Raw genomic sequence first — 24,526 nt, 5'->3', positions numbered from 1 at the left:
TAGAGAGGACTTTCGCCTACTTGTTCAGAACGGAATATCTGACTCGGAGTTTCAGAATTCTGTGAGCCATGTACCGGAATACGATCTGATCCTCTGGAGATTTCCTCACGACCCTGCCCTTCCTCATTTACGCCAACTTGTTAATCTTCTAGCCGTCCAGCAACACCTCCCTGCAGAGGGTCTGAGAAAGATCGGCATACAGGGAACCGCTCAGGTCTTGGCGCATCAAGTAGTGAATTATCGACCAGAGATTCGCTGCACCAACCGGTACAACCTTTACGATTCAACTCACGATCGAACCTATCAATTGTTTGGAAAAACGTTCGGTGACTCACAGGGGCAAACCCTCTATGAACGTCTGCAATACTTCTGGGAGCGCTGCCTTGCCGACCAGGAGGCGATGACCATTGCGCAACCTCTCGGCTACAGCGCTGCAATTAATACAGTGTGGCAGCGTGGGGCGCCCGGCACTCCACTGCTCCACGTGCTCAACACATCCAATTACAAACCCTATATCGCCACCGTTGCAAAGGGCTTGGCCTCACTACACGCCAGTGACATACGCGACCTTGCCGTCCATTCCCCAGCAAGCCATCTTGTTGAGACCCACAAGAAGTTGAGTAAACTCTCTGATGCGATCCCACGGCTCTCAGAGGCATGTGGGGATGTGGCTGATGAGGTTGAGCGGACTGCGCCGCATTCATCAACCATCCCATTTCGTCCAATCCATTGGGATTTTCATGTTGATCAACTGCTTGCCGACAACGGGAGACTCGTCTTTTGTGATCTCGATGAACTTGTCATCGGCGATCCCGTACAGGATCTGGCAAACTTCGTGGTGGATCTTCAATTCCGCCATGGAGATCATGAATTTGTGCACCTCATCACAACCGAAGGATGGCATCAATACCAGAGGTTGGTGGACTGGCCGGTCTCGATTGAGCGGTTTGCTTGGCATGTTCGTCTCCAATTGGTGAACAAGGCCTACCGACAATACTTACGGTTTGCGCCAGGCTTCGAGGAGACAGTCGAGCGGATTATCAGATCGGCCCAGAGAGGTTTACTTCAATGAACGATGAATTACCCGATAAGACAGCGGTGACAGAGAAACCTCGAGTCCTTATCTATTGTCAGCATGTCCTGGGGATGGGCCATCTCATCCGAAGCATGGCCATCGCCCGATCATTGAAGAACTGCACCGTCGTCTTTGTGAATGGAGGTGAATCCATCTCCGACATAGACATTCCGTCGTGGGTTACGATCGTCAATCTACCACCGATCACGTCCGACAGTGAATTCCAAGGGTTGAACATTCATAGCGAAGACACCACCCTTGAACAGGTTCAGCGAGCCAGAAAGAACATGCTGCTCGAGCTTGTTGGCCATTTTCGTCCCGACGTTGTCATCATTGAGCTCTTCCCCTTTGGGAGAAAGCGATTTGCCTTCGAGTTGCTGCCCCTATTGGCGCATATCCGTCTCTCCACTTCTTCGACACAAGTCGTCTGCAGCCTGCGGGATATTCTAGTCACCAAACCGGATCAGGTTCGCCACGAGGATTGGGTGGTCAGCCTCATGAACCGATACTTCGACCTGTTGCTGATCCATTCGGATCCGACGTTCCAGACCTTGGACGAAACATTTTCACGCTGCCGGGATCTCCGGTGCGAGGTTCAGTACACCGGCTTCGTGACGCAGGACTCCGATGTGTCGGCGGATGTTCAGGCATTGGACGGCCAACTAGCTTCCGATGGCGGGCCGTCGATTCTTGCCAGCATCGGGGGAGGACGCGTGGGATACGAGCTACTCGACAGTAGTATTCGTGCCTCCGTTCTGCTGATTCGGAGCGTCCCTCATCGGATGCTACTGTTCACGGGTCCTTATATGCCCGAGCACCAGTATGCTCAACTCCGCCATCTTGCGGCTCAGTACTCACATATCGATGTCCGGCGTTTTACCTCGTCCTTCGAATCACTGATGCATCAGGCCGCTCTCTCCATCTCAATGGCCGGCTACAACACCTGTATGAATCTCTTGAATACCGGTGCACGCGCACTGGTGTGGCCTTTTACCGGCCACAAGAATGATGAGCAAACCATTCGCGCCCGAAAGCTGGAACAATTGGGGCTCCTCACTGTATTGCAACCCACTGATCTCAGCCCAGAGCATTTGGCAGAGAAGATCGCGGTATCCTTGGATGGCTCTTCGGTTCACACTGGTCATTCCATCAATACTAATGGTGGACGAGAGACCGCCCTGGTGATTGAACGACTCGCATCACAGGCACACGGTCGAGCTCTCAACGAGCGAGCGGCCTCGACCTCAGCACTCATCCATCAACCTGCCCCATGGCTCACCGAGCTCAAGCACTTTCTTGATGCAAAAGAGACCGAAGGCCGGGACCTCCACCTTTTTCTCCGTGATGATGATGTCGATGACGATGACGACTCGCTCAAGCATCTGCTCGACCTTGCACTGGCCCGAAGTGTGCCGATGAATTTGGAAATTATCCCGGGTCGTCTCACGCCAACCTGCACGGCGATCCTTAAAAATGCCCTTCGAGCCGATCACGCTCTCTTGAGCCTCGACCAACATGGCTGGATGCACAGCAATCACGAGGTCAAGGGACGAAAATGCGAATTCGGCTCTTCCCGCTCGTTCACCTAGCAACTGAACGACATCGCACAGGGGAAAGCCATTCTTGAATCCACATTTGAGGAGCAGTTTTATCCGGCTTTCACGCCGCCCTGGAACCGCTGCACAACGGACACCTATCGAGCCCTTGAGGAACTCGGGTTTCAGATCTTGTCAAAGGATAGAGGTCAGGAGCGGATCACCGAATACCGCTTCACGGAGATTTCGACCACGCTGGATCTCTACTCTTGGAAAGAGGGAGCCAGAATGAAGTCCCCGGATGATATCGTCCATGCATTGCTTGAGCAGTTGGAAGCATTTCCCCTCGTCGGGTTATTACTCCATCATAAGGTTATGACCAAAGATGCCTTCAAGTTTCTCGATCAGTTGCTCTGCGAGTTGGCCAGCCACTCGGCAGTGCGATTCCATACGTTTCGTACGCTACTTCCGCTCTCACAGGAATCACAGGTGACGCAACAATGATGCAGAACGAGACCTACTTACGAGGGCGAGCACGATTTCGAACGATCATCGCCTCGCATCTACGTTCAGCCAAGAGACACCTGGCTTTGGCCGGAGGCTGTCTGTTCGGTGTGACCCTTATGCAACTGGTGGTGCCATGGCCGCTCAAACTCATTCTTGACTATATCTTGCTGCAGAAGCCGACTCCCCCGTCACTCGCTTTCCTCAGTGCTCTATATGACACCTGGCCATTGACCGTGTTGGGCGGCCTTGCCGCATCGATTGCCGTGATTGCGATCATGAGCGGGGCCCTCTCCTACGCTCAATCGTTCGTGACGAGCAAAATCGGCCACCACTTGGTGTTTACGATCCGGCAGCATCTTTTCGCCCATGTTCAAGGGCTTTCGCTGTCGTTCCATTCACAAACTCGGTCCGGGGAACTCTTGACGAAATTGGCAGGCGATACGCAGACCTTGAAGAATGCCTTCACCGATATTCCGTTGGCCGTCTCCGGCCATGTTTTCACGTTCATGGGTATGTTTACGGTCATGTTCGTCGTCAACTGGGAGCTCAGTCTCATCATTCTCGCCACCATGCCGATCCTTATCAGCGGTCTCTTTATCCTGAATCGGAAAATCTTGGCCACGACGCGTGAGCAGCGAGAGCAGGAGAGTCGCATCGCCTCACAGCTCAGCGAATCCCTCTCCTCCATCTCCGTCGTCCAAACGTTCGGCCGAGAGCGGTTTGAACAAGATCGCTTCAAGCAGGAAAGCACAAAACACTTACATACGGGGCTTCAAACAGCCAGGACCACTGCTGCGGTGACACGAGTCGTCTCGATCATCGGTGCGATCAGTACGGCCATCACCGTGTTCTTCGGAGCCTGGCAGGTGCTCAAAGCCCGTATGACACCGGGCGACCTGCTCATCTTTGTCAGCTATATGAAGAACCTCTATAGCCCTATCAAGGACCTGTCGAAGCTGTCGGCTCAATTTTCTAAAGCGACGGTGAGCGCCGATCGTATTGCCGATTTACTGGGTGTCGAACCGGACATTGAAGACCGCCCTGATGCCGTCAAGGCAACACAGCTCCGAGGCGAGATCCGATTTGAACACGTCTCGTTTGGATATCTCAAAGGCTGTCCGGTCCTCGCGGATTTGTGTTTCCGGATATTGCCGGGCCAGCGGGTCGCCATAGTCGGCCCTTCCGGATCCGGAAAGTCCACATTGGTCAACTTGTTGCTCAGACTCTATCAGCCTTCAAGTGGGTCGATCATGCTTGATGGGCGAGATCTTGCAGAGTACCAACGTGAATCACTTCGCCGTGAAATTGGTGTGGTGTTGCAAGATACCCTGTTGTGTCGAGCCGGTATTGCGGACAACATTTCGTACGGGGCGGAACATGCTACCCTCGAACAGATTATCGACGCGGCTCGGGAGGCCAATGCACATGATTTTATATCCAGGCTGCCGCACGGGTACGAGACCGTGATCGGAGAACGTGGTAGCACGTTGTCCGGCGGACAGCGGCAACGGATCTGCCTTGCGCGGGCACTTGTAAAACAACCGTCTATTTTAGTCTTGGACGAACCAACGGCCTCCCTCGACCAGGGATCGGCCACCTATGTTCGAGAAGCCATCACCCGCATCCAAGCAGACCGAACGACCATTGTCATCACCCATCAATTTGTCGGAATGGAGCTATTCGACCACATCCTTGTCCTAGACCAAGGTGAATTGGTCGAACAGGGTACGCATCGACAGTTGCTGGAACGCCAGGGGCTCTATGCCGGCCTCTATACGCAACAATCCGATAATCTGCTCGGCCTTCAATCGAAGAACCTGACGTAACGCCAACATATGTGCGAATGATGTCTACAAACTGGGTAACGCCAGCTCGTGCTTTGCGTCTAAAGAGCATGACCTGCGAGGCGACAATTCGACTCATGCTCATGACGTCAGCTTGTACGTTATTGCTGACCACCGCTCCGTATGCGGCAGAGGAATCTTCAGATAGGGCGATGCAATCCTCAGCAGCGTCATCAAGCGGGCCTTCAGTACACAATGGTCCGATTCTTCCGACGTACAGTCAGACCAATGGTCTGCCCCCTGGTCAGGCCGTTGAGCCATTTGATCAGACCGCACCCCCAAGGGCGACCATCCCGATCGGCCCCAATTTGACGTTCGGTGGGTACGTCTCGTTAGAGGGAGAAAGCAATCGTAACTATAGCCTCTCCTCAGACCTGGGCAAGGCCGACAGCATTCTGGCACCGATTCTCTCCCCTGCATTTGCCTATACTCCAAACCAATACCTACAGTTCTATGCCAATCCTGTTCTAGAGGTACCGATTTCAGTGGAGGAAATCGAGGATACGTCTCAGCCGACGGAACTCAAGATGAACCTGGCCTTCCTTACGCTGCGGAACGTCGTGCCCGGCGCCAGGCTGCAGGTCGGAAGACAGCGGTTCATCGACTCCAGGCGATGGCTGTTCAACGACAATATGGACGCCATCAGGCTCGGATACCAGTACGATAACTTCTCCGTTGAGCTTTCGGTCAGCCAATTGAACGTGGTTCAGCGGAATCTCTTACGGACGGAAGAAGGGGACGACGAAGAAACGTTCGTCAATTATTACCTGTACGCCGACTACAAATTCGGCAAGAAAAATCATATCGGGCTGTTTGCTCTTTATCAGGATCAACAGCGCCTTGGTTCGGCACAACCGATCTATGTCGGCCTCCAAACAAGCGGACGACTCTTGAAAGACTTGAAATATTGGCTTCAGGCAGCGGTGGTCCGTGGCTCAGATGGAGGCGAGCGGATTCGAGGTGAGGCAATCGATGTGGGACTGACACAAGCTTTTGATGGGTCCTGGGAACCATCCGTCACGATCGGGTATGCGTATGGTACCGGAGACGGGAATCCTGACGACAATGTCGATGGATCGTTTCGACAGACCGGTTTTCAAGGGAACTCCGACAAATTCAGTGGGGTCGCTCGTTTCAAATATTACGGCGAAGTGCTGGATCCGAGGCTGAGTAATCTCATGGTCTTTACCGGTGGCGTCGGTATCAAGCCGTTTTCAAAGACCTCGTTTGACTTGATCTATCACTATTACTTGCAGGACCACGCGTCGACACGTGTCCGTGGCTCCGATCTTTCGATCGATCCGACCGGCCTCAGTAAAGACATCGGCCACGAAATCGATTTCGTGGCAGGCTATCAGGGGATACCGCATTTACAGACGAAGTTTGTGCTCGGGTATTTTTCCCCTGGCGATGCATTTCCTGACACGTCTCGTAGCGGAGCGTTTCTCGCCAGCATCCTCTTACGGTACAGCTTCTACTAAGCTTTAACCATCGGTGGCATGAGAGCCGACGCCTTAATGAGGACAGTGTTGTGCCTTCGCTGGCATACGTACTCGTGGCCTGTAACGATTAGGTCGTTGGTGTCAACCTACCCGATATACAACGTAAAGACATCAGGGGAATGTCAAACTATAGAGCTGTGTCACAACGATACATTACTCCTGAACTGACTGTTCCAGTCAACCGGCTCGGGAACCTGCGCAGGGTCATTGCCGTTACGTGTGGTCCTTGTGAACCGTGCGGGGTGAGACAATTATTGAGTGATCAATCGCGTCCGCGGCCGGAACGATCGGATCGCTCGGGGCGGTCCCTACTGTCCAGGCGGTCAGGACGCTCGATTCGATCTACTTTATCAGGACGGTCCATTCGCTCCGATCGGTCTCGGCTGCCGGATTGCTCATGTCGGTCAGATCGGTCTCTGTCGGAATCGTCGCGGCCCCCCTTCCCGCCACGATCGCTGCGTTCTCCCCGATCGCGATCCCCTCCGGAACCGCTGTGATCATCACGAAAGAGCCGATCGCTTCGTTCGCCTTTGCTGACTTTGTCACGAAGCGTTTGAAGACTCGCACGCCCTTCTTTAAAGTCGGACCCTCGCCGTTTGACTTCTCGACCGAGGTCTAAGAGTTCGGATGCGCGATAGCCTTGTTTGATTCCCTCACCGACCAAGGCCGTTCCGTCCTTCGACGGAATCTTCCCTTCTTTCATCACGGCGAGGCCTTTCGCACCGGCCGCAAGTTCCTCCTGAGTCGCCTTATGACGGCCTTCCTGAGACAGTCTGCTCAGCTCCCGCACCTCGTCTGCCGTCGCTCCACGTGCAAATGCTTCCGCCATGGTTTCCAGCGCACGCTGCCGGTTCCCCTCGGCTATGCCGCGCCCCTTCGCTTCTTCCAAGACCTCATGCGCGGATTCAAGCCGAGAGGTCATTTGTCGAAGCACCGGGTCGATCCGCTTGGGATCAATTCCTTTTGCGAGCCCCTCTTTCACTTTATTGGCCAGCGATTCAACCGGTAGACCTCGGTCACCGGCCTTATTGACCTGTTCGAGGAGGGCGGTGATATCGTCGGATGAATGACCTTGCGCAGCCCGCAGCCGATTGATCTCCGCTCGATCTTGATTCGAAAGAGATTCTGCCTGGACAGGAGTGATCCAGTGCGTCAGTGCCATGCTTAGGATGATGTATCGTGTAACAGTCCCGTTCCTCATGGCGTTTACCGTACCACCACTATTCCGTTTGTTTGTCCGAATCCATCCGTCACAAAATCATCGGCATGGGGTGGTGTGATCCACTGGCCTTGGTCAATGACATACATGAAGGGATACTCCCCTTCCTTCAAGGGCACGACCACTGACCAGATCGCCCCATCTACGATGGTCATCGGTGTGGTATGTTTGACCCACCCATTGAAGGAACCGACGAGACAGACAGCCTTGGCCCCTGGTGCCGATACGGTAAATTGGACTCCTTGAGCTGTGGTTCTCGGCCGTTCGGGCCTCAAGGTCGTGGCGCAACCCCAAGTCCCGATCAATACGAGAAAGAGGCTCAACAGCGCAATCGATTGGAAGCACCCATGAGGTCTCGGCGTTCTGTACATGAGCACAAGAGTAATGCAGGTTGCCGATCGTTTCAAGGGAACAGGTATAGACGCTAGATGGCAACATCAAGCACCGCATTGTGCGCACCAAAACCATCGGTGGTTTCCTCATCTGCCAACGGATCGACAATCCACTCTTTCCCGTCGATGACAAACATATATTGATATCGGCCGGGAGTTAGAGGAATGGTGGCAGTCCACATGCCCCCATCGGACCGTTCCAACGGGGTTCGCGCTGGATTCCATCCGTTGAAGTCTCCCGCAACAGAGACCGAGTGCGCGTCCGGCTGGAGGAGAATGAGACGGACAAACACCTTCGGCTTTGCTTGCTCCATCTGAGCTGCAATGGTATGTGCCGGACCAGTAGGCGCTGGCATTTCCACAACCCGGGGAGGTAGGACGGCAAATACACCCACGACGGATACGATGGCAATACAAGCTGCAGCAACGGCACCGACAAGATTCCACTCCAATGTGCGTGGTGCCGTGACGGTCACCCACAGTCGCTCCCACCAAGTAGGCGACCGTGGCTCGAGCCTGGTTTTCAGCTCAGTGAAGAATTTCGGCGAAGGCACAATCTTGGGCAGTGCAACGGCTTCGGCAACAACCATCTCAAGATTCAGCCACTGTCGGCGAAGGTCTGGTTCTGCATCGATGGCTTGTAGAAATCTGACTCGCTCCTCGGGAGTGAGATCGTGATCCACAAATCGTTGGAGAAGAAGTTCGTGTTCATCCATACGGTCACCAGGCCGCGTTATGTATCCTGTCCTGTGGGGCGTAAGGCCACCAGGTCACGGCTGAGCTGGAGCCGCCCCTTATACACCCGCATTTTGAGTGTGTCGCTGTTCACACCGAGCATCTCTTCCATCTCCTCATAACTGAGTCCTTCGACATGCTTCAGAACGAAGGCCTCGCGATAGAGCGGTGGCAAGCGTGCTATCGCTTCTTCCAACTGGTTCGCCACCTGCTGTTGCGACAGCAGTCGCTCCGGCGTCCGCATCTCGGCGACATGGCTGTCCAACGCCTCATCCACATCGAGGTCGGCCGGTCCCTTTCCTGGACGCTTGGCTCGCAGCCAGTCCTTACACTTATTGACTCCGATCCGGTAGAGCCAGGTCGAGAACTTGGAATCGGCACGAAATGTCGCGAGCGCCTTGAAGGCCGTGAGAAATGCTTCCTGAGCCAGGTCTTCAGCTTCCGCACGATTCCCCACCATCCGATAAGCCAGACTCACAATCGTAGACGCATGTCGCTCAATGAGTTGTCCGAAGGCCTCATGATCTTGCTTGAGGCTACGGGCAACCAGTTGTGCATCATCGGGTCCTACCTTCAGATCCGGCGGCATACTCCGATTCCGGTTAGTCTGGTCCGATGCCACGGGACCGTCTGTTTTGGCCTACACATAACATTAGACGCAGGGGGCTGCAGGGCGTAAACAACCCTCAAAGACTGGGAAGCTCGGTTAAAATCGGTAACTGGTCCCGATTGAGACCACATAGTCGGGCGCGCCGTTGGAGACACCAACCGCCACACCGCCGTTGAATCTCCAGGCAGCGGACGCTTTGTAATTCATCGCGAAAAAGAAATCTCGAATATTCACGAGACCCGGTACTAATGCCCGATACTCCTCAAAATAGACGCTCGCCAGGAGATTCTTGGTGAAGTAGTAACCGGCGCCGACGTCATACCAATACTGGTTCTGTAACTCCACGCCATCGGGATTCCCAATGAAATTGTACCCGCCGTCGAGGAAAGCCAACCACTTCTCCCCGATAAGCTTGGATATTTCGATCCCGTATCCATGGTCAAGGGCACCGGTTCCCAAGCCCTTTCCTTCACTGGCGGTGGGGATCTTTAAACGCCCGGTGATGGCAATCAGTGGGACATAGTCCCGTTCTTCCACGAGGTAGTAGCGTCCCCTGAGGATGATATCACCGAGGCCTGAATTGGTCACCTTTTGTGCCGCCTGCCCGGCAACACCCTGGCCGGCATTAAGCAAGGCAAGACACTCCGGCTTGTCCGTATCGATTTCTGTCCCGCCCTTCTTGAGGCACCGTCCAGGCAACGTCTGAATCGGCTGACCACCAACCAACGTCGCTGTGCCGTTACTGGTCACCGACACAAACGGAATCACCAACGACACATCGCCGTCTCGAAAGTAGCGCCGTATTGAAAACGGGACGTACACAAATTCATTGGTGGTCGTGGTGCCAAAGTTTCCGCTGCTGTAACTGGGGGTAATCCCAATCTGCCAGTTTCGTTCAGCTGTAGGTTGGGGTCTCTTGTCGTACGGATCTGTTGCGTATACCCGGTCCATCGCACAGGCAACCATTCCGAACATTGTCACCACGACCACCATCCACTTCTGCATCGTCACTCACCATCCCTTTCCGGATTAAGAACTCTCCCGCCATATGATCTCGTACGAACCAATACATATTCTGTAGGTTAGCAACGGACTTCGTGACATGCAACAATTTGACACACATCTCAGATACACAGAAAAACGGCGCCGAGACCGTCTCGGCGCCGTAGCCACTCCAAGCAGTGATGACCGACCGTATTCAGTTTCTTCCAGAGCGTTCCGGTCGTTCAGAGCGTTCGGGCTTCTCAGGTTTTTCCGGACGATCCGGTCGTTCAAAGCGCTCCATCCGTTCCGGTCGGTTCAGCCGATCGATCTGCATCATGCGGGCGTTCTCTCGCCCACCTCGACCGTGCTCGCCGGCCACATGGTCGGCTCGGTCCAGTCCGCGGAGCTCCCCGCCGGCGTTCGAGCGATGATTGTCTCGACGATCCGCTTGCCGATCCATCCGTCGATCCTCTCTCCGGTCCTCGCGCCGATCTTCACGACGATCCATCCGGCGATCTTCTCGGCGGTCTTCTCTTCTGTCCGCCCGTCGATCCTCCTGGCGCATATGATCGACCTGAGCCACTACCGTATAGTCTCGCCCCTTTCCATCTCGACCACTATTGATAGACCCATGACCACCATTCAATGATCCCGGTCCACTATTGAGCGATCCATGCCCTCGATTGTCTATTCGAACCTCCGATCCTTTACTGTCACCGTTCATCTTTCCTACGGCCGGTGAAGCCAAGATTGAAAGTCCTGCGAGAGTCCCAACGATGATTTCCTTCCAACTCATACGGTTCATAATGTAGCTCCTTTGTAAGCATCAAACGGGCTCAGTCTAACGTGCGAACGAATCGACAGCTACCTAATCTTCCAATTCCGCCTCGTCCCATACCACCACAGTTCCGTTCCGCCCACCTTTGAACTTCACCAGCGAGTTCACCTTTACCGCTGCGAAGAAGCCTGCACGACTCATGGAAGAGCCGGTCACGCTCTCAAAGTGAGTAATCGAACTCGTATCCACCGGTACCCCGAGAATGACCAGATCATTGCCGGTGATCGATTGCACCGGCCCTTGAAGATCCAGATCCTTATCGGCTGAGCGTAACTCAACACGTGTGGCGATGAGCGAAATCGAACCGTTGATGCGACCGCGTACGCGCACGTGATCGCCGGGTGACAAATTATCCAGACCGGCCCCTCTGAGATCCGTCCGGTTGTTCACATGAACGGTCACACCGGGTAAACCGGCGATCGTGAACACATTCGATCCAATGGTTGCGATATCGCCTTCGAGGCGTACACTTTCGTGGAACTTCACATGCTTGGCGACGAGCGTGTTCCCGTCGAATCGGCCTTCACCGGACATCTTCGTCCCGGCCAGAATCTCATCAACTCTGCCACCTCTAAATTCTGTGTTGTCCGTCGTCCTCACCGGAGTGGTCCCAATGGTAAAATCAATGCTGTTGCCGCTAGGAAGGCCGGCCTGTGTCACAAATCCTTCAACCTCGAATTCATCGATCACCTGACCGACGGTCTGGTTCTCAGGTTCGACCTTCGTAGCGATGAGCGTCGTCGAGGGGCTGATGAAATTCGTTCCCTTACTCTCCACGAAAAGACCGTCCCAGTTGCTCCCATTGGGGACGGGCATGTGACTGATATCTGCTCCGCTGTAATGGATCATGAGGTTCCCGATTTGGAATGTCGCAGAACCAGAAGCATGACCACTTACAAAGCCACGAACTTCCGGTGTGACATTGACCGGCTTCCTTTCAATATACGTCGCCTGAATGATGCCGTTCGGGCGAATGTGGCCATTCACTTCGACATGATCGGTCCCGGCTACGAGGTTCAGAAGATTCCGTCCAGGGATATTGTCGTCGATCAGGGTAGTATTGTCGGCCAATACCGTCTGTCCCATCACGATCAGGCTGGAACCATCCGCTGCCACGGATTGGACAAGACCCTCCACCGCGTCCTTCTGGAGAACAATGCGGGCCGACCGTTGATCACCGTTGAACGAGCCGTTGACTGTCACGGTCATCCCAATCTTAAGGTCGCTTTGGCTGCCGGATTGACCGTCGACACGAAACGATGCGTCACTCGTCTCAAAGCGTTTACCGTTCACAAACACGCTCCCAAAACCGGTGATGCTGCCCGACGCAGACGCAGAACCGCTCCCTGAGGCACTTGCCGACACAGAGGGAGCCCCCTCGCTGCCGCAAGCAGCAAGGAGTCCCGCAAGTCCTACTATTCCCAGCAGACTAAGAATCCATCGTGTGGTGTTCATAGTATGTTCCTTCTGAAACGATGATGGTTACGATTTCTGGTTTCCGTGGTCATCGAACGAGGCACTCGCCGGCCGAGGGACATCGGGTAACACATCAGCCGACCAGGTGACTCGCGCCGGACACCATTGCCAGACGCCGAGCGTGATGATCCGCGTGAGCCCGGCCGGCATGCAGGCGAGTCGATTGACGGACACGTCCCGATTGATCACTTTAGTCGAGGCTCCGCACCGATTCAGGTAGGGCTCGCTGGAGACGTGACGTAGATCAACGTGAGGAATCACGAAGGCGACAACTGGGACCGGTAGAACGGCTATGGATGAATCGTCTACCCATTCACTTCCAGAGCAATGTCCTTCTACGTCAGCCGTCAGGTTCACATCATCGCGGACCAAGGTCGAGGAACAGCCAGAAGACAACAGCGTCGCGGATAAAACAAACGTGCACACTCTTGAACGGAATGGTTGCATAACCCCTCCTTCTAACCTTATCTGATGGGTTAGACGGAGGGGCGAGGGAAAGGTAAACGGGGCCGAGGAAGGCCTTAGTTCCGCAACGGTAGGGGGAGGAGTTCCTCCTGAGTGCTGTTCAAACTGGATTAACCAATTATCTGTTGGATTGTGCAATGAGTAGCGGATAATGCACTAATCTCGCGATCAGCGCACATCCTGGAAAAACATGCGAGGCAGGACCGGCAGGCGATATTCGACATGGAGAATAATTAACAAGACTCGGACAAAGCTACGCCAAATCCCCATCTTCACGAACTTCCGAGCATCGGTGACGACCGGTGGAGAGAGCAAGAGCGGGTTGGTGACTTGAATCACACGCTCACAGAAGGCAACGTCTTCCAGGATCGGCTGTTTGGGAAACCCGCCGAGCTGTTCAAATAAAGTTCGTCGGACGAAGAGGGCCTGGTCTCCGTAAATGATCCGGCTGCGGGTGCACCGGAAATTGTCTAAGAAGGAAATGAACTTGAGCCGCCAGTCGTCTCCTGAAAATCGGTGCATGAAACCGCCAGCTTGAACCGTCTGATCTCGCTCCATGTCATTGAGCCGTTGGAGTGCACCATCCGGTAGGACCGTATCGGCATGGAGAAAAAGTAACCACTCTCCCCTCGCCTGCTTGGCCCCGGCATTCATCTGGGAGGCGCGACCCTTGGGCGCCGTCAGCACAATATGTGACGCGTGGAGCCTATATCGGGGAGAGTCTAGGGAACGATGAGGGACGAGCGATGACCAGCCGTCATCGCCGGTTCGATCAGCAAACCCAAACGATTCGGCGATCGTGCGGGTCCGGTCGGTGCTGCCGCCGTCGACAAGGATCGTCTCAAATTCTCCTGGCTGTGCGAACAACGCCTGGAGTGTGCCAGGCAAAACCTTCTCTTCGTTATAGGCAGGCATGATGACGCTGATCATGCCGAACACCAGTCCGGCAAAAATGTCCGGACATCCTGTGCCCAAGCCGTGGCATCTTCGTCGATGCTCTCAAATAAGTCACAGAGCGTGAAGACCATGGCATCGGTCAACGCGAGGTAGCGCTGCGCCCGTTGCCTGAGATCCGGCACATCGGTCTCGCCACGCTCCATCGCCTGTTCGACCTGGCGGCGGCCAAATCCATGATGGGCTTCTTCCTGGTGCAGCAAAATACGGCGGAGCCGTCCGAACGGAGCCGCCCGCTTCACCAATCCCTGTTCGATGCGCGTGAGGACGGCCTCGCCTAAGCCTTCGAGCACGACTTGCTCGGCGAGGAACGTTTCCAGGAGATCATGACGAGCCAGCGCCTCGTCCAGAACTCTTCGATATTCTTCCAGGGCAGGAAGGAATGGCGTGTCACGGAGGTGTTTCGGCGCAAGCCAGGCAATGGCTCCCTGAAAGACCCGCGCATGCATCGCTTCTTGTTTGGCCTGACTCAGCAGAAATCGCCGTGTCCCCGAATCGTCGGACAATGCGGCTTGAGCCTTGGCGCACTCATGGGCCATCCGTTCGCCGTGCTCTAAGAACGTCAACAGCCTGGCGATAGGCTCTCTCTCATCAGGACCGGCCAGCATCGCGCATCTCCTTTGGTGGTGTCCCGTTTAAGCTCCAGTCGTAGTCGAGATACTCGATACGATAGTCCGATTGCATCAGGTCCTGGACCAGTTCAGGATCGTTTATGTACCGCGCGATGTAGACCTGAACAGATCCGGCGGCTTTCGTAAAGTCTTTCTCAAACCATTTGAAGATCATCGAGAGTGACGCCACTTTCTTCGCACGATCAAAATGATTCCGAGTCGGGTCGTTGATAAACTCCCGAGCCACGCGGTCCAGCTGGAATTCAAGCTGATTCGGCTCGTAGGCCCAGGCTTGAAGTTTCGGACAGGACAGCGAGGCGCAGACGATGGCAAAATGGATCCGCGGCTCATGGAACTGCGCAATTAACACCGTTCGTTCCAGATCATAGAGATTGATGGTTTCTCCACCGACACGATAGTCTCGGCCGATAAAATAGCGATACCGTCCCCAATAGCTCGTGGGTGAGTATGTATCGAGAATGCCCTTGATCGCAAAGGCGTTGTAGGCATTGATCCAGTAGGCTAGGCGTGCATTCTTTGTCTTGAGGGCATTTGGGTCTACTCGGTCGAGTTGCTGGAGATACGTCGGTAGCCGTGCATCAGACTGGATGCCAGGATAATCGACGAGGCCGTCTGTAACATGGGCCTGTACCACATCATGAAACACCTTATGTGAGAACTCTTCTGATGGAATCGGATTGAGAGGAGTGAAGGAGGTCGGAACGGTGGAGCACCCCGCGAGGATAACCGCGAGGCTCACGATGCCGCATTTGATGAAGCCCTTCACCTTTGTCACCATTGCACCGGGGTTTGCCATGCAGCAATAGGGTGCCGCAGTACCGACCCGATGACGCGCCCATCCAGCCTGTTACAGGACGATCGATCCGAACAAGCTTGAATGGCCTGTCGATCAAACCGCGCAAGGATGTCGCACAGCGGAGACTCGAGGAGATTCCCGGCTTCACGGAGGGACAAGCAAGGGGAGACATGACCCGATGCACCAATGGCAATGCTATACCGTCCAGCGTCGCAGGGCTTTAATGGCTCACCAGCGAGCCAGGCTACATTGTCCTTCGCGTATTGCCGCAAATATCCTGGTGGGAGGATATCTTCTTTCAGTAGCTCCTCAAACACAGCACGTGCCTGTTCACGTTCATACATCAAGACGGGTTCTTGCTTTCCGTACAGTCCGACGTCCCAATGATAGGCGCCCACAACCGGCAAGAAGCCCCGTTCTTGAGCAAATCGAACCACCTGAGTGACTTCATGGCGATTGATTTCACTGACGATGCAGGTCAGAAACTTGGGATGACGATAGTCTTCCAGTAGGTCGAGACCAGCAAGTACCCGATCAAGTTGATCGGCTCCGCGGATACGTGCATAGTTGATCGGGTCAAGCGTATCCAGACTAATCGAAAGCGACACGTTGAGCGTGTTGAATGCGTCGACCAGATCGGAAGTTAATCTGGTCCCATTTGTAATGAGCGTAATGTGGAATCCAATCTGAACTAAATCTTGAAGAATGCCTAGTAAGTCTTTTCGAAGTAACGGTTCTCCCCCCTGCACAAATACAAACCGTACACCCTCCTTATAGAGTCCTGCGAAGACATGCCGAATTTCATCTCGTGTCATCTCGTATCGACCTTCATTCAACGGAAGGTTGCAGTACCCGCAAGAGGAATTACAGCGGAGATTTATTTGAAAAATGGCTAGGAGTGGTCGTTGCCAAACCAGATTCCTCAACCCACCCCATAAGGCTCGGTGGAGACCCGGCCTCCTGCCTTCGAATGTCGCAGATTGGCTATCGTGATCATGAAGTTTTTCCCTAGTTCGTTCAATTCGAATCAGCATACGCCACGCTGGATATGCTATGCCCAGATCTGTACAGTCGTTGACAGTTTTTTACCGCGCTGACCTGCCGTCTCTAGTCCGGCAAACTTTGTAACACTTTGAAATTGGTAGGTCATGGGTTTTGTAGCTCCGGCATGTGCCTTGCTGAGAACTTCCCGGCAAAGACGGTTTCTTCCACAGGAGGTTCATCATGAAGAAAGATCATCAAAAAATCCACCTCGTGACGATCGGAGGACTGACCGCAATCTTGTTGGCTGCACCTTCCTTCATTATGGCCGGCCAAAAGCATGAGCGGAAGTCAGATATCGCCGCATCTTCATCTTCTACCGAAAGTCATTCCTCTGCCGTAACGCACCATTCCAACAATAAGCCTGGCCCTGCCTGGAGGACAATCGGAGGCACTGTCAAGCACATGAAAGATACGACGTACACGATCGAAGATTATGAAGGAAACCAGGTTCAACTTGTTGTCAGTCGAGAGACCAAGCAGCTGGGGGGTCGCAAGAAAGTTGGTGATCATGTTCGTGCCGAAATCACCCACAGCGGTTTTGCCAATTCGATCCAGTGATCGCTTCATGCACAGCCCGCCTCAATCGACGCGGGCTGTGTTGCCCTTGAGTGTTTGTCGGATACTCGTTCTATTTCTTACAACCTCACCGACATTTCTGGCAGCCACTCACAGTGGGTTCATGCGGTGTTAACATAGGTCTCTCAGTACACAGTTTGATCACATGTGAATGACCACGAGATGCTCTATTGCATTCAGACCTGGACCCTAGTTCATCCCAACGCGGCCGCGACCGCCACTTTCACTCGTTCCCGAGCGCGGTGTAATCGTACATAGAAGTTCGTTTCAGAAATCCTCAGTTGTGTACACACCTCTTTGGTTTTCGCACCATGCACATCGTGTAGAACCAGGACTTCCTTCTGAAGTATGGGCAGAGTCTCGATCGCATGCCACATACAGGCTGTAGCCTGGCTTGATGCCAACAGTTTCTCCGGAGTCCGGTTGTCCCAAAGATGATGGGCGAACGCCGTGAGCCCGGACCACTCCCTGTGTGGTCTGAAATGAGATGGGTCATGTTCGCCACGCCAGTTCGCGGTTTCCACTTCGAAGTCTGAAAAGACTTTCTGACGTTTCTCTCTGACGCCTCGATCCTTCGCCTTGTGGATGAGAATCGCACAGATCCATGCATGGAGGGACGACCGGCCTTCGAATCGATTCAGCCCGCTCATCACCCCTATCCAGGTCTCCTGCACGACCTCCTCTGCCGTTGCTCGATTGGCCACATAGCGCAGCGCCATTCGGATGAGTGTTTCCTGATAGTGGGTGACGACGGCTCCAAATGCTTCTTCCTCCCCTGCCTGCAGTTGTGACACAAGCCGATCCTCATCGTTCATCAAACGGAAGACGTTGTTCATCGGCGATGTCCTGCTCGCCGGTACAGCAAAAGGAATCGATCCTGTATACCTGATCACGTTTGTACTCATACTCTTCCTCCGGTCTACGGTCGCCTTCGATGCCTGTGCTCCAATATAGGTTTTCGAACACATCGATCGATTCAGCATTCATCCGTGAAGGCCGATGATGGACTCATCGGCATATTCGCAAACAATGATCAACAAACCTTCACGAAATCATGACGTCTTCGTCACAGACTGATCGTTTTCTGGACACATGGCCGTGCGATCACGCCATGGCACCGCAGAAAACATAGTGTGTCCGCGTGAGTCGAGTGAATAGGACTAGGGCAGGAGTATGTGAAGTGTGATCGGAAGGTTTATCTGTGGGGCGAGTATTCAGTTGCCGAAGTAGCGACCTGGATGACACCCGACTGAGTGGCTGCGAGGTAGAAGGAAAAGGTCGTCCCTTGATTGACGGCACTCTGAACCTCAATAGCGCTTCCGTGCAGCTCTAGAATTCGCTTCGTGATCGCGAGCCCAAGCCCGGCCCCTTTGTCATGACTTTGATGTTTCTTCCCGACTTGATAGTACCGGTCAAAAACATGCGGCAGGTCTTCCGGCGGAATACCGCAGCCGGTATCCTCAATCCGTGTCATGATGTTCTGACTCATGAGGCTCAAAATCACCGTAATCCGACCCCCTTGTGGCGTGTATCTCAGGGCATTCTCGATCAGGTTTTCGAGAACACGTTCGATCAGTCCGATATCAGCTGAAACAAACGGGAGATTCTCCCCCAGCTTTGCCTGAAGCGTCACCTGTTTAGTTGCAACGCTCAACCGAAACTTTTGAAGCACGTCCTGTACCAGTTCACCAAGCGAAAATGACTCGATACGAGGTTTCATTTCCTGCGAGTTCAGTTTGGCAAGTTCAAACAGTTCCGCAATCAGCTCTCCGAGCCGTTGGCTCTGTGCCGTAGCGATTTCCAGATACCGCTGTCGCTCTTGAGACGTGAGCGCGCCTTCCTTCAGCACCAAGGTTTCAAGATAACCCTGGAGACTGGTGACGGGCGTGCGAAGATCATGGGAGACGTTGGCGACCAATTCCCGTCGCAACTGATCGGTCTCTTTCAACGCTTGAACTTGTTGGTGAATGAGATCGGCCATTTGCGAAAACATCATTTTCAGCTGATCAATTTCATCTCCTTGCCAGACTACAGATGGTCGAAGGTCGGATGGAGACGAGAGGTGCGGCTGGGTTGGGAGTTCTGTGTGTCTGAAGGACTCCATTGCCAAAGCCAGGGAGTTGAGTCTTCGCGTCAAGAGCTTCAGGCAGAGCAGCCCCGCTAGGAGGGTAAAGACCAGAATGGCACACACAGTCCATACGCTCAGTCTCAGAATATAGCTCTCCTCAAGCATCTGCATGATCGAATCGAACTCTTCACCACCCAGAATGATGTACAGATAACCCTGGATGGAGCCTCCTAACGTTTCAATAGGAAAGACCGAAAACACCTTCTTACGTGTGAGATCACGAGGGTCCTCTCCCAGAATTGGGAAGTCCACGGTACCAGACAGGAACCGCTCAAGTGGGTCGAGAGAGATGTGTTGTCGTGTGACCTTCCCAGAGGGAGCGGAAAAGGTCAGAATTGCGCCTTGAGGATCAAGTAGATACAGTTCAATACTAGGATTGATCACCATGAGCTCGTGAAAGATTTCCTTCAACACCTCATCATTGACTCGCCCTTCCTGCATCAGAACCTTTTCAGACACCATCCGTTCAGCCAAGGTCCGGTTCAGCTTCTGGTTGACTTCCTGGAAATACGACTGGGTGACATAGAGCGTGAGGAACATGACCACGGCGCCGATCACACAAAAGAGCCCGAAGAGAACAGCCGCTAACTTTCCATACAACGTATTGAGCATGCCGCTACCGTTCTGACCATTCTTCAGTAAAGCTATAGCCGACTCCCCACACCGTTAAAATATACCGAGGCCGACTGCTATCATCCTCGATTTTAGCCCGCAGCCGATTGATGTGGGAATTCACGGTATGTTCATACCCTTCATGTGAATACCCCCACACAGCATCTAAGAGTGTGGCACGGGTGTACACCTGGCCAGGGTGTTGGGCAAACTGCAGTAAGAGGTCAAACTCTTTGGCCGTCAACTCGATCGATTGCCCACGCAGTTGGACCTTTCGTTTATCGACTTCGATCACGAGGTCGCCTGCACGAATGGTCGGGAGCGTCTTTTGAGGGGCCTGCGAACGAAGAGCCTCCATACGACGGAACAAGGCTTTCACCCGGGCGAGAAGCTCCAGAATACTGAACGGCTTTGTAAGATAGTCGTCAGCGCCGACTTCCAGACCCAACACGCGATCCAATTCAGTCGACTTGGACGTGAGCATCAGGATCAAGCTATATCTCGTTGATCCACGCAGTTTCCGACACAATTCCAATCCATCTATTCCAGGAAGCATCAGATCCAGAATCACCAAATCATACGACTTGGCCAGGGCTTGCTGAAGGCCGACCGTACCATCTCGCGCGACATCGACCTGGTAGCCCGAATCACACAGGTGCAAGTGCACAAGGTTCGCAATATCCGGATCGTCTTCAATTACCAGGATTGTACGAGGCGTCACGTGTGCTCCATGATCTCTACCAGCATATGACAACCGACCACGTTCTGACCAGCGCGAGGACGAGCGCTCCCGTGCTCGCGCCGACTCGGCCGTCCTGAGACACTCAGAAGCCTCGCCGAGGCGAGACCTCTGAGTAGTCCTGATACTAGAAACCTGACTTCGGCGGCGGTTATCGCGCAACAAGGCCATTGGCCCCATCAGGGAGGCCCGAAACGCCAGTCATTTGGGTCAAGCGTCCATTCCAACGATTGACCCGAAAGACCTCGATAGAATCGGATCCTGCATCGAGCACATACAAGAACCGACTGTTCTTGTTCAATGCCATGTCAATGGGCCCAGCCCCGGTGGGCGTTGCCACCGCTTCTTGTAACGTTAACCTCCCCGCACTTCTCACTCGATAACTGGAAATATTGTTGCTGCCGGTATTACTGGCATACGCAAACTTTCCATTTTTCGTAATCACGATCCAGCATGCGGCCGACTGGGTGGTGGGGACCGACGCGCTCCGGACGGTCAATTGTTCATCGCGGAGGCGGTACGACGAGACAGCAGACGCATTCGGTGCGCCTCCGAAGGCTTCACTGACCACCAACACCCCTCGCCGAGTAAAGGAAAAGCCGAAGGGGGTTTGGCCGTTGGATCGCTGTGAAACCGGCGCAGCTGCCACACCGTTCTCATCCACCGCATAGGTGTCAATGATGCTTGTTGCTTTTTCAGTCACGACCAGCGTATCGCCCAAGAGATTGAACGAGATTTGGGCCGGCGCGGTATTGGCCCCACTGAGTGGCTGAATCGATCCAGCAATAGGCTTCAACTTGTTGTGCTGCGTCAGTTCGAACCCCGCAATGTTACCCTGCCCACCCGCGTTCAATACATAGACATAATCTTCATGGGTGGTAATACTGATCGGACTGCTTCCCCCGGAAGACACTCGATCTGTCAGCTTCAGGTAACGTCCGTTGATTTCGAACACCGAGATATCATGACTCCCAGGATTCACAACTAAGAGGGCGTCACCATCATCGCTGAAGGCGAGGGCTCCTTGATTCCCCAGGCCACCGCCTGACCCTTTTCCCCCTGTCGGAAACGATCCAACAGGAACCAGCGTGTCTCCGTGCTGCCTAAATGCCAACACCGCATTGCCGTCTGTCCCATTCGACATCGTGTAGACGGTTGGCCATTGCCATTCCTCGTTGGCGAATGCCGAGCCGGTCACCCACCCGGAAAGAGTGATCGCTGTGACCAGCGCACCCATGATCAATTTATGTCGCATTCCGTCCTCCTTAGTGTATGAATAAATTGCAAGAAATCGACTCTTCCACCATAGCGTCGCCATCTCACGTCGGTCTCGCGAAAGCATCACATTTTCGTCACGACGATGAGGCCTTGGATGTCATGCACAGGTCATAGGACGAGCACATGGCCATACGATGAGAAAACAATACGTGGAGAATGGCAGGGACTTAGCTACTGGTATGCTGGGATAAGGATCGTTCAAGAAACGAGTGAATAGGCCTCCCGTGTGGATGGCTGACCACTTAGCCTACTGCCCTTTCAGAAATACGATGTCGCCGTAGTACGCCACTGCACGTTCTTTGGTATTATCCGTGTCGCTCATGATCGCCACACCATTGATCATCGGTGGTTCCTCCCCAAAAGCCTTCTTGTAATCCTGATAGATGTTTCGCTCTTCATCCACCCACATGCCGATGTTTTGTAGCCCGCTCTCGACGACCACCATTTTGACGAAATCCGTATAGGCATTATCGATGATCGTGCCGACAGGAGCCTTTTGTTCCCATACATAGTTGATTGCCCCGATTGGGATATCTCCGAACAAGACTTGTCCCGCCTTATACTTGAGCTTCTTGCCGAAGCTCACCTTCTCAGGGTCGTATTCAAACGTGATGTACAGACGGGCCGGATAGTCGTCGCCGTCCTTGCGCGTCGCATCGCTCTTCTTGAGAAGGTTCTCAACCTTCCAGTTCCATCGCACGACAGGAAACTCTTTCGGGTCGATCTTGACTTCTTTGGTCAGCCCAGAGGCCGATGCATCGCTCGTCGCTTTGACCACTATCCGTTCCTCATCTTTCACCAATTCATAGGTGGTCAGTTTGGGAATCTTTTTGAAGGTCAACGGCTTCCAGTCTTCAGGTAGGCTAGTCCCTGGTTCGTTTGCTGAAAACTTCCCTACCTCCAGCACAGCTCTGCCCTCCGCCCCTAGTGCGGGACTCCACATGGCGGCCCACAGCATCATCACAAACACACGCATCATAGGCGTTCCTTCTCTCCGCGCATCTCTAGCGCCGCATCCAAGCAAATACTTTCGTAAGAACGTTCTTGGTGTTCTGTGTGAAATGGGCTTTCCGCCACAGATTCACCACTTTCTTGTTCACCTCGGCTTGTGTTGGGTATGGATGGATTGTCCCAGCGATCGTCTTTGCTCCACCTGCTTTCATGGCTACCGCAAACTCACTGATCATGTCACCGGCACGTGCTGCCACGATCGTCGCCCCGAGGATCTTATCGGTTCCCTTCTTGATGTGGACGCGCGCAAATCCTTCGTCCTCTCCATCGAGGAGTGCCCGATCAACCTCATCCAACGTGTAGGTATAGGTTTCCACCTCAATCCCCTTTTCCTTGGCATCTGTTTCATACATGCCGACATGGGCAATTTCAGGCTCAGTGAAGGTGCACCATGGCATGTTCAAGGTTTCGACACTGGCGTACCCTAACCCGAACGGATGAGGAAAGAGCGCATTCTGGATAACGATTTGCGCCATGGCATCGGCGGCATGGGTAAACTTGAACCGTGAACAGATGTCGCCCGCCGCATAGATCCTCGGGTTTGTCGTCTGAAGGCGCGCGTTGACCGTGATGCCGTTCTTATCGTAGTTCACGCCCGCTGCCTCAAGACCAATCCCCTCAACATTTGGGGCCCGGCCGACCGCCGTAAGAATTTCATCGACCGTCACGTCATATTGAATACCATGCGAATCGACGGTTAACCGTTTCCCACCAGAGGTCTTCTCTACTCTCAGGTCCTTCCCGCAACAGAGTAGTGTGACACCGTCACGACGTATCTGTTGCTCGACGATCTCTGCCGCATCACGATCTTCAGTGGGTAGAATGCCATGGGTCGCCTCGATGAGGTAGACCTGGCTTCCAAACCGACCAAAGGCTTGCGCCAGTTCACACCCAATCGGACCCGCCCCGATTACTCCGACCCGTTGCGGGAGCGTGGTTAAGGAAAAGACGGTCTCGTTCGTGAGAGATCCCGCCTCCTGAAGTCCTGGTATGGGTGGCTCCGAAGCCCGCGCGCCGGTACAGACGGCGGCTTTCACAAACCTGAGAATCCGATCGCCTGCGGATCCGTTGACTTGAATCGTATCGGTGCCCAGAAAATGCCCGCTACCGATGTAGACGTCAACTCCAAGTTTGGCATACCGATGGGCAGAGTCATTCCGGCTGATGCGCGCCCGTAGTTTTCTCATCCGAGTCATCACAGCCCCGAAATCATACTTCACCCCAGGGGGTATCTGAAGGCCGAACTCTGAGGCCTTCCGTAAGTCAGCCCACGCTCTGGCAGCACGAATCACTCCTTTCGAGGGCACACAGCCAACATTCAGACAGTCTCCGCCCATCAAATGCTTTTCGATCAAGGCGACCTTCGCTCCAAGACTCGCGGCCACCACGGCCGTAATTAAACCGGCCGTTCCTGCCCCGAGCACGACCAGGTTGTATCGAGCCGTCGACTCTGGGTTGACCCAGTCTGACGGATGTACATTGGCGACAAGTTGCCGATTGTATTCGTCGTTGGGATACACGAGAGATTGATCGGACTCACTCATTCCAGTCGGCCTTTTGCCAGGTTGCGTGAT

The 24,526-nt window shown here is 54.0% G+C and carries 24 protein-coding genes; 6 read left to right on the top strand and 18 right to left on the bottom strand.

Going from position 1 to position 24,526, the window contains the following annotated elements:
• The first annotated feature begins 61 nt into the window (after positions 1-61).
• From IPM58_03915 to IPM58_03895, 5 genes are all read left to right on the top strand, one after another.
• Positions 62-1,072 (top strand): phosphotransferase, encoded by a 1,011-nt coding sequence (locus IPM58_03915; protein MBK9306236.1) that lies wholly within the window; start codon positions 62-64, stop codon positions 1,070-1,072.
• A complete protein-coding gene (locus IPM58_03910; GenBank protein MBK9306235.1) occupies positions 1,069-2,664 on the top strand; it encodes a glycosyl transferase in 1,596 nt (531 codons plus the stop codon). The genes IPM58_03915 and IPM58_03910 overlap by 4 nt, the downstream gene beginning before the upstream one ends.
• A gap of 138 nt (positions 2,665-2,802) precedes the next feature.
• Positions 2,803-3,114, top strand: a complete 312-nt coding sequence (locus IPM58_03905) for a hypothetical protein (GenBank protein ID MBK9306234.1) — start codon at positions 2,803-2,805, stop codon at positions 3,112-3,114.
• Positions 3,111-4,943, top strand: a complete 1,833-nt coding sequence (locus tag IPM58_03900; protein ID MBK9306233.1) for an ABC transporter ATP-binding protein — start codon at positions 3,111-3,113, stop codon at positions 4,941-4,943. Before IPM58_03905 ends, IPM58_03900 begins: the two co-directional genes overlap by 4 nt.
• Positions 4,944-5,011: 68 nt before the next feature.
• Positions 5,012-6,442, top strand: coding sequence for an alginate export family protein (locus tag IPM58_03895; GenBank protein ID MBK9306232.1), 1,431 nt, complete (start codon positions 5,012-5,014; stop codon positions 6,440-6,442).
• A gap of 283 nt (positions 6,443-6,725) precedes the next feature.
• On the opposite strand, the gene IPM58_03890 is transcribed toward IPM58_03895, so the two are convergent.
• From IPM58_03890 to IPM58_03835, 12 genes are all read right to left on the bottom strand, one after another.
• A complete protein-coding gene (locus IPM58_03890) occupies positions 6,726-7,625 on the bottom strand; it encodes a hypothetical protein (protein ID MBK9306231.1) in 900 nt (299 codons plus the stop codon).
• Between the two features lie 44 nt (positions 7,626-7,669).
• The gene (locus IPM58_03885; protein ID MBK9306230.1) at positions 7,670-8,005 is read right to left on the bottom strand and encodes an isoamylase early set domain-containing protein; all 336 of its coding nucleotides are present in this window, start codon (positions 8,003-8,005) and stop codon (positions 7,670-7,672) included.
• Between the two features lie 101 nt (positions 8,006-8,106).
• Positions 8,107-8,790 carry a hypothetical protein gene (locus IPM58_03880; GenBank protein ID MBK9306229.1) on the bottom strand — a complete coding sequence of 228 codons (684 nt, stop codon included), beginning with the start codon at positions 8,788-8,790 and terminating at the stop codon, positions 8,107-8,109.
• 17 nt (positions 8,791-8,807) lie between these two features.
• Positions 8,808-9,398: a sigma-70 family RNA polymerase sigma factor gene (locus IPM58_03875; protein MBK9306228.1), complete on the bottom strand. Its 591-nt coding sequence runs from the start codon at positions 9,396-9,398 to the stop codon at positions 8,808-8,810.
• Between the two features lie 117 nt (positions 9,399-9,515).
• Entirely contained in the window at positions 9,516-10,424 is a 909-nt protein-coding gene (locus IPM58_03870; protein ID MBK9306227.1) for a transporter, read from the bottom strand.
• Positions 10,425-10,617: 193 nt separating this feature from the next.
• On the bottom strand, positions 10,618-11,208 hold the full coding sequence (locus IPM58_03865) for a hypothetical protein (protein ID MBK9306226.1): 591 nt from the start codon (positions 11,206-11,208) through the stop codon (positions 10,618-10,620).
• 63 nt (positions 11,209-11,271) lie between these two features.
• Positions 11,272-12,696: a hypothetical protein gene (locus IPM58_03860; GenBank protein MBK9306225.1), complete on the bottom strand. Its 1,425-nt coding sequence runs from the start codon at positions 12,694-12,696 to the stop codon at positions 11,272-11,274.
• Between the two features lie 27 nt (positions 12,697-12,723).
• A complete protein-coding gene (locus tag IPM58_03855) occupies positions 12,724-13,164 on the bottom strand; it encodes a hypothetical protein (protein MBK9306224.1) in 441 nt (146 codons plus the stop codon).
• Positions 13,165-13,350: 186 nt separating this feature from the next.
• Positions 13,351-14,157 (bottom strand): TIGR04283 family arsenosugar biosynthesis glycosyltransferase, encoded by an 807-nt coding sequence (locus tag IPM58_03850; GenBank protein ID MBK9306223.1) that lies wholly within the window; start codon positions 14,155-14,157, stop codon positions 13,351-13,353.
• Positions 14,109-14,744 (bottom strand): hypothetical protein, encoded by a 636-nt coding sequence (locus IPM58_03845; GenBank protein ID MBK9306222.1) that lies wholly within the window; start codon positions 14,742-14,744, stop codon positions 14,109-14,111. The genes IPM58_03850 and IPM58_03845 overlap by 49 nt, the downstream gene beginning before the upstream one ends.
• Positions 14,728-15,534 carry a DUF547 domain-containing protein gene (locus IPM58_03840; protein ID MBK9306221.1) on the bottom strand — a complete coding sequence of 269 codons (807 nt, stop codon included), beginning with the start codon at positions 15,532-15,534 and terminating at the stop codon, positions 14,728-14,730. Before IPM58_03840 ends, IPM58_03845 begins: the two co-directional genes overlap by 17 nt.
• A gap of 5 nt (positions 15,535-15,539) precedes the next feature.
• Positions 15,540-16,400: a radical SAM protein gene (locus IPM58_03835; GenBank protein ID MBK9306220.1), complete on the bottom strand. Its 861-nt coding sequence runs from the start codon at positions 16,398-16,400 to the stop codon at positions 15,540-15,542.
• Between the two features lie 388 nt (positions 16,401-16,788).
• On the opposite strand from IPM58_03835, the gene IPM58_03830 reads away from it, so the two are divergent.
• Positions 16,789-17,166, top strand: a complete 378-nt coding sequence (locus IPM58_03830) for a hypothetical protein (protein MBK9306219.1) — start codon at positions 16,789-16,791, stop codon at positions 17,164-17,166.
• 212 nt (positions 17,167-17,378) lie between these two features.
• Here the strand turns inward: IPM58_03830 and IPM58_03825 are convergent, their stop codons facing one another.
• The 6 genes from IPM58_03825 to IPM58_03800 form a co-directional block, all read right to left on the bottom strand.
• On the bottom strand, positions 17,379-18,020 hold the full coding sequence (locus IPM58_03825; protein ID MBK9306218.1) for an RNA polymerase sigma factor: 642 nt from the start codon (positions 18,018-18,020) through the stop codon (positions 17,379-17,381).
• Between the two features lie 359 nt (positions 18,021-18,379).
• Positions 18,380-19,924 carry a sensor histidine kinase gene (locus tag IPM58_03820; protein ID MBK9306217.1) on the bottom strand — a complete coding sequence of 515 codons (1,545 nt, stop codon included), beginning with the start codon at positions 19,922-19,924 and terminating at the stop codon, positions 18,380-18,382.
• A gap of 4 nt (positions 19,925-19,928) precedes the next feature.
• Positions 19,929-20,834: a response regulator transcription factor gene (locus IPM58_03815; GenBank protein ID MBK9306216.1), complete on the bottom strand. Its 906-nt coding sequence runs from the start codon at positions 20,832-20,834 to the stop codon at positions 19,929-19,931.
• Complete coding sequence (locus IPM58_03810; GenBank protein MBK9306215.1) at positions 20,815-21,918, bottom strand: beta-propeller fold lactonase family protein; 1,104 nt, start codon at positions 21,916-21,918, stop codon at positions 20,815-20,817. Before IPM58_03810 ends, IPM58_03815 begins: the two co-directional genes overlap by 20 nt.
• Positions 21,919-22,188: 270 nt before the next feature.
• Entirely contained in the window at positions 22,189-22,917 is a 729-nt protein-coding gene (locus IPM58_03805) for a DUF3047 domain-containing protein (protein ID MBK9306214.1), read from the bottom strand.
• A gap of 28 nt (positions 22,918-22,945) precedes the next feature.
• A complete protein-coding gene (locus tag IPM58_03800; GenBank protein ID MBK9306213.1) occupies positions 22,946-24,496 on the bottom strand; it encodes a mercuric reductase in 1,551 nt (516 codons plus the stop codon).
• Between the last annotated feature and the right edge of the window lie 30 nt (positions 24,497-24,526).

This window comes from Nitrospira sp. (genome assembly GCA_016715825.1).
Classification (GTDB): domain Bacteria; phylum Nitrospirota; class Nitrospiria; order Nitrospirales; family Nitrospiraceae; genus Nitrospira_D.
This window is presented reverse-complemented; position numbering and strand designations above follow the sequence as displayed.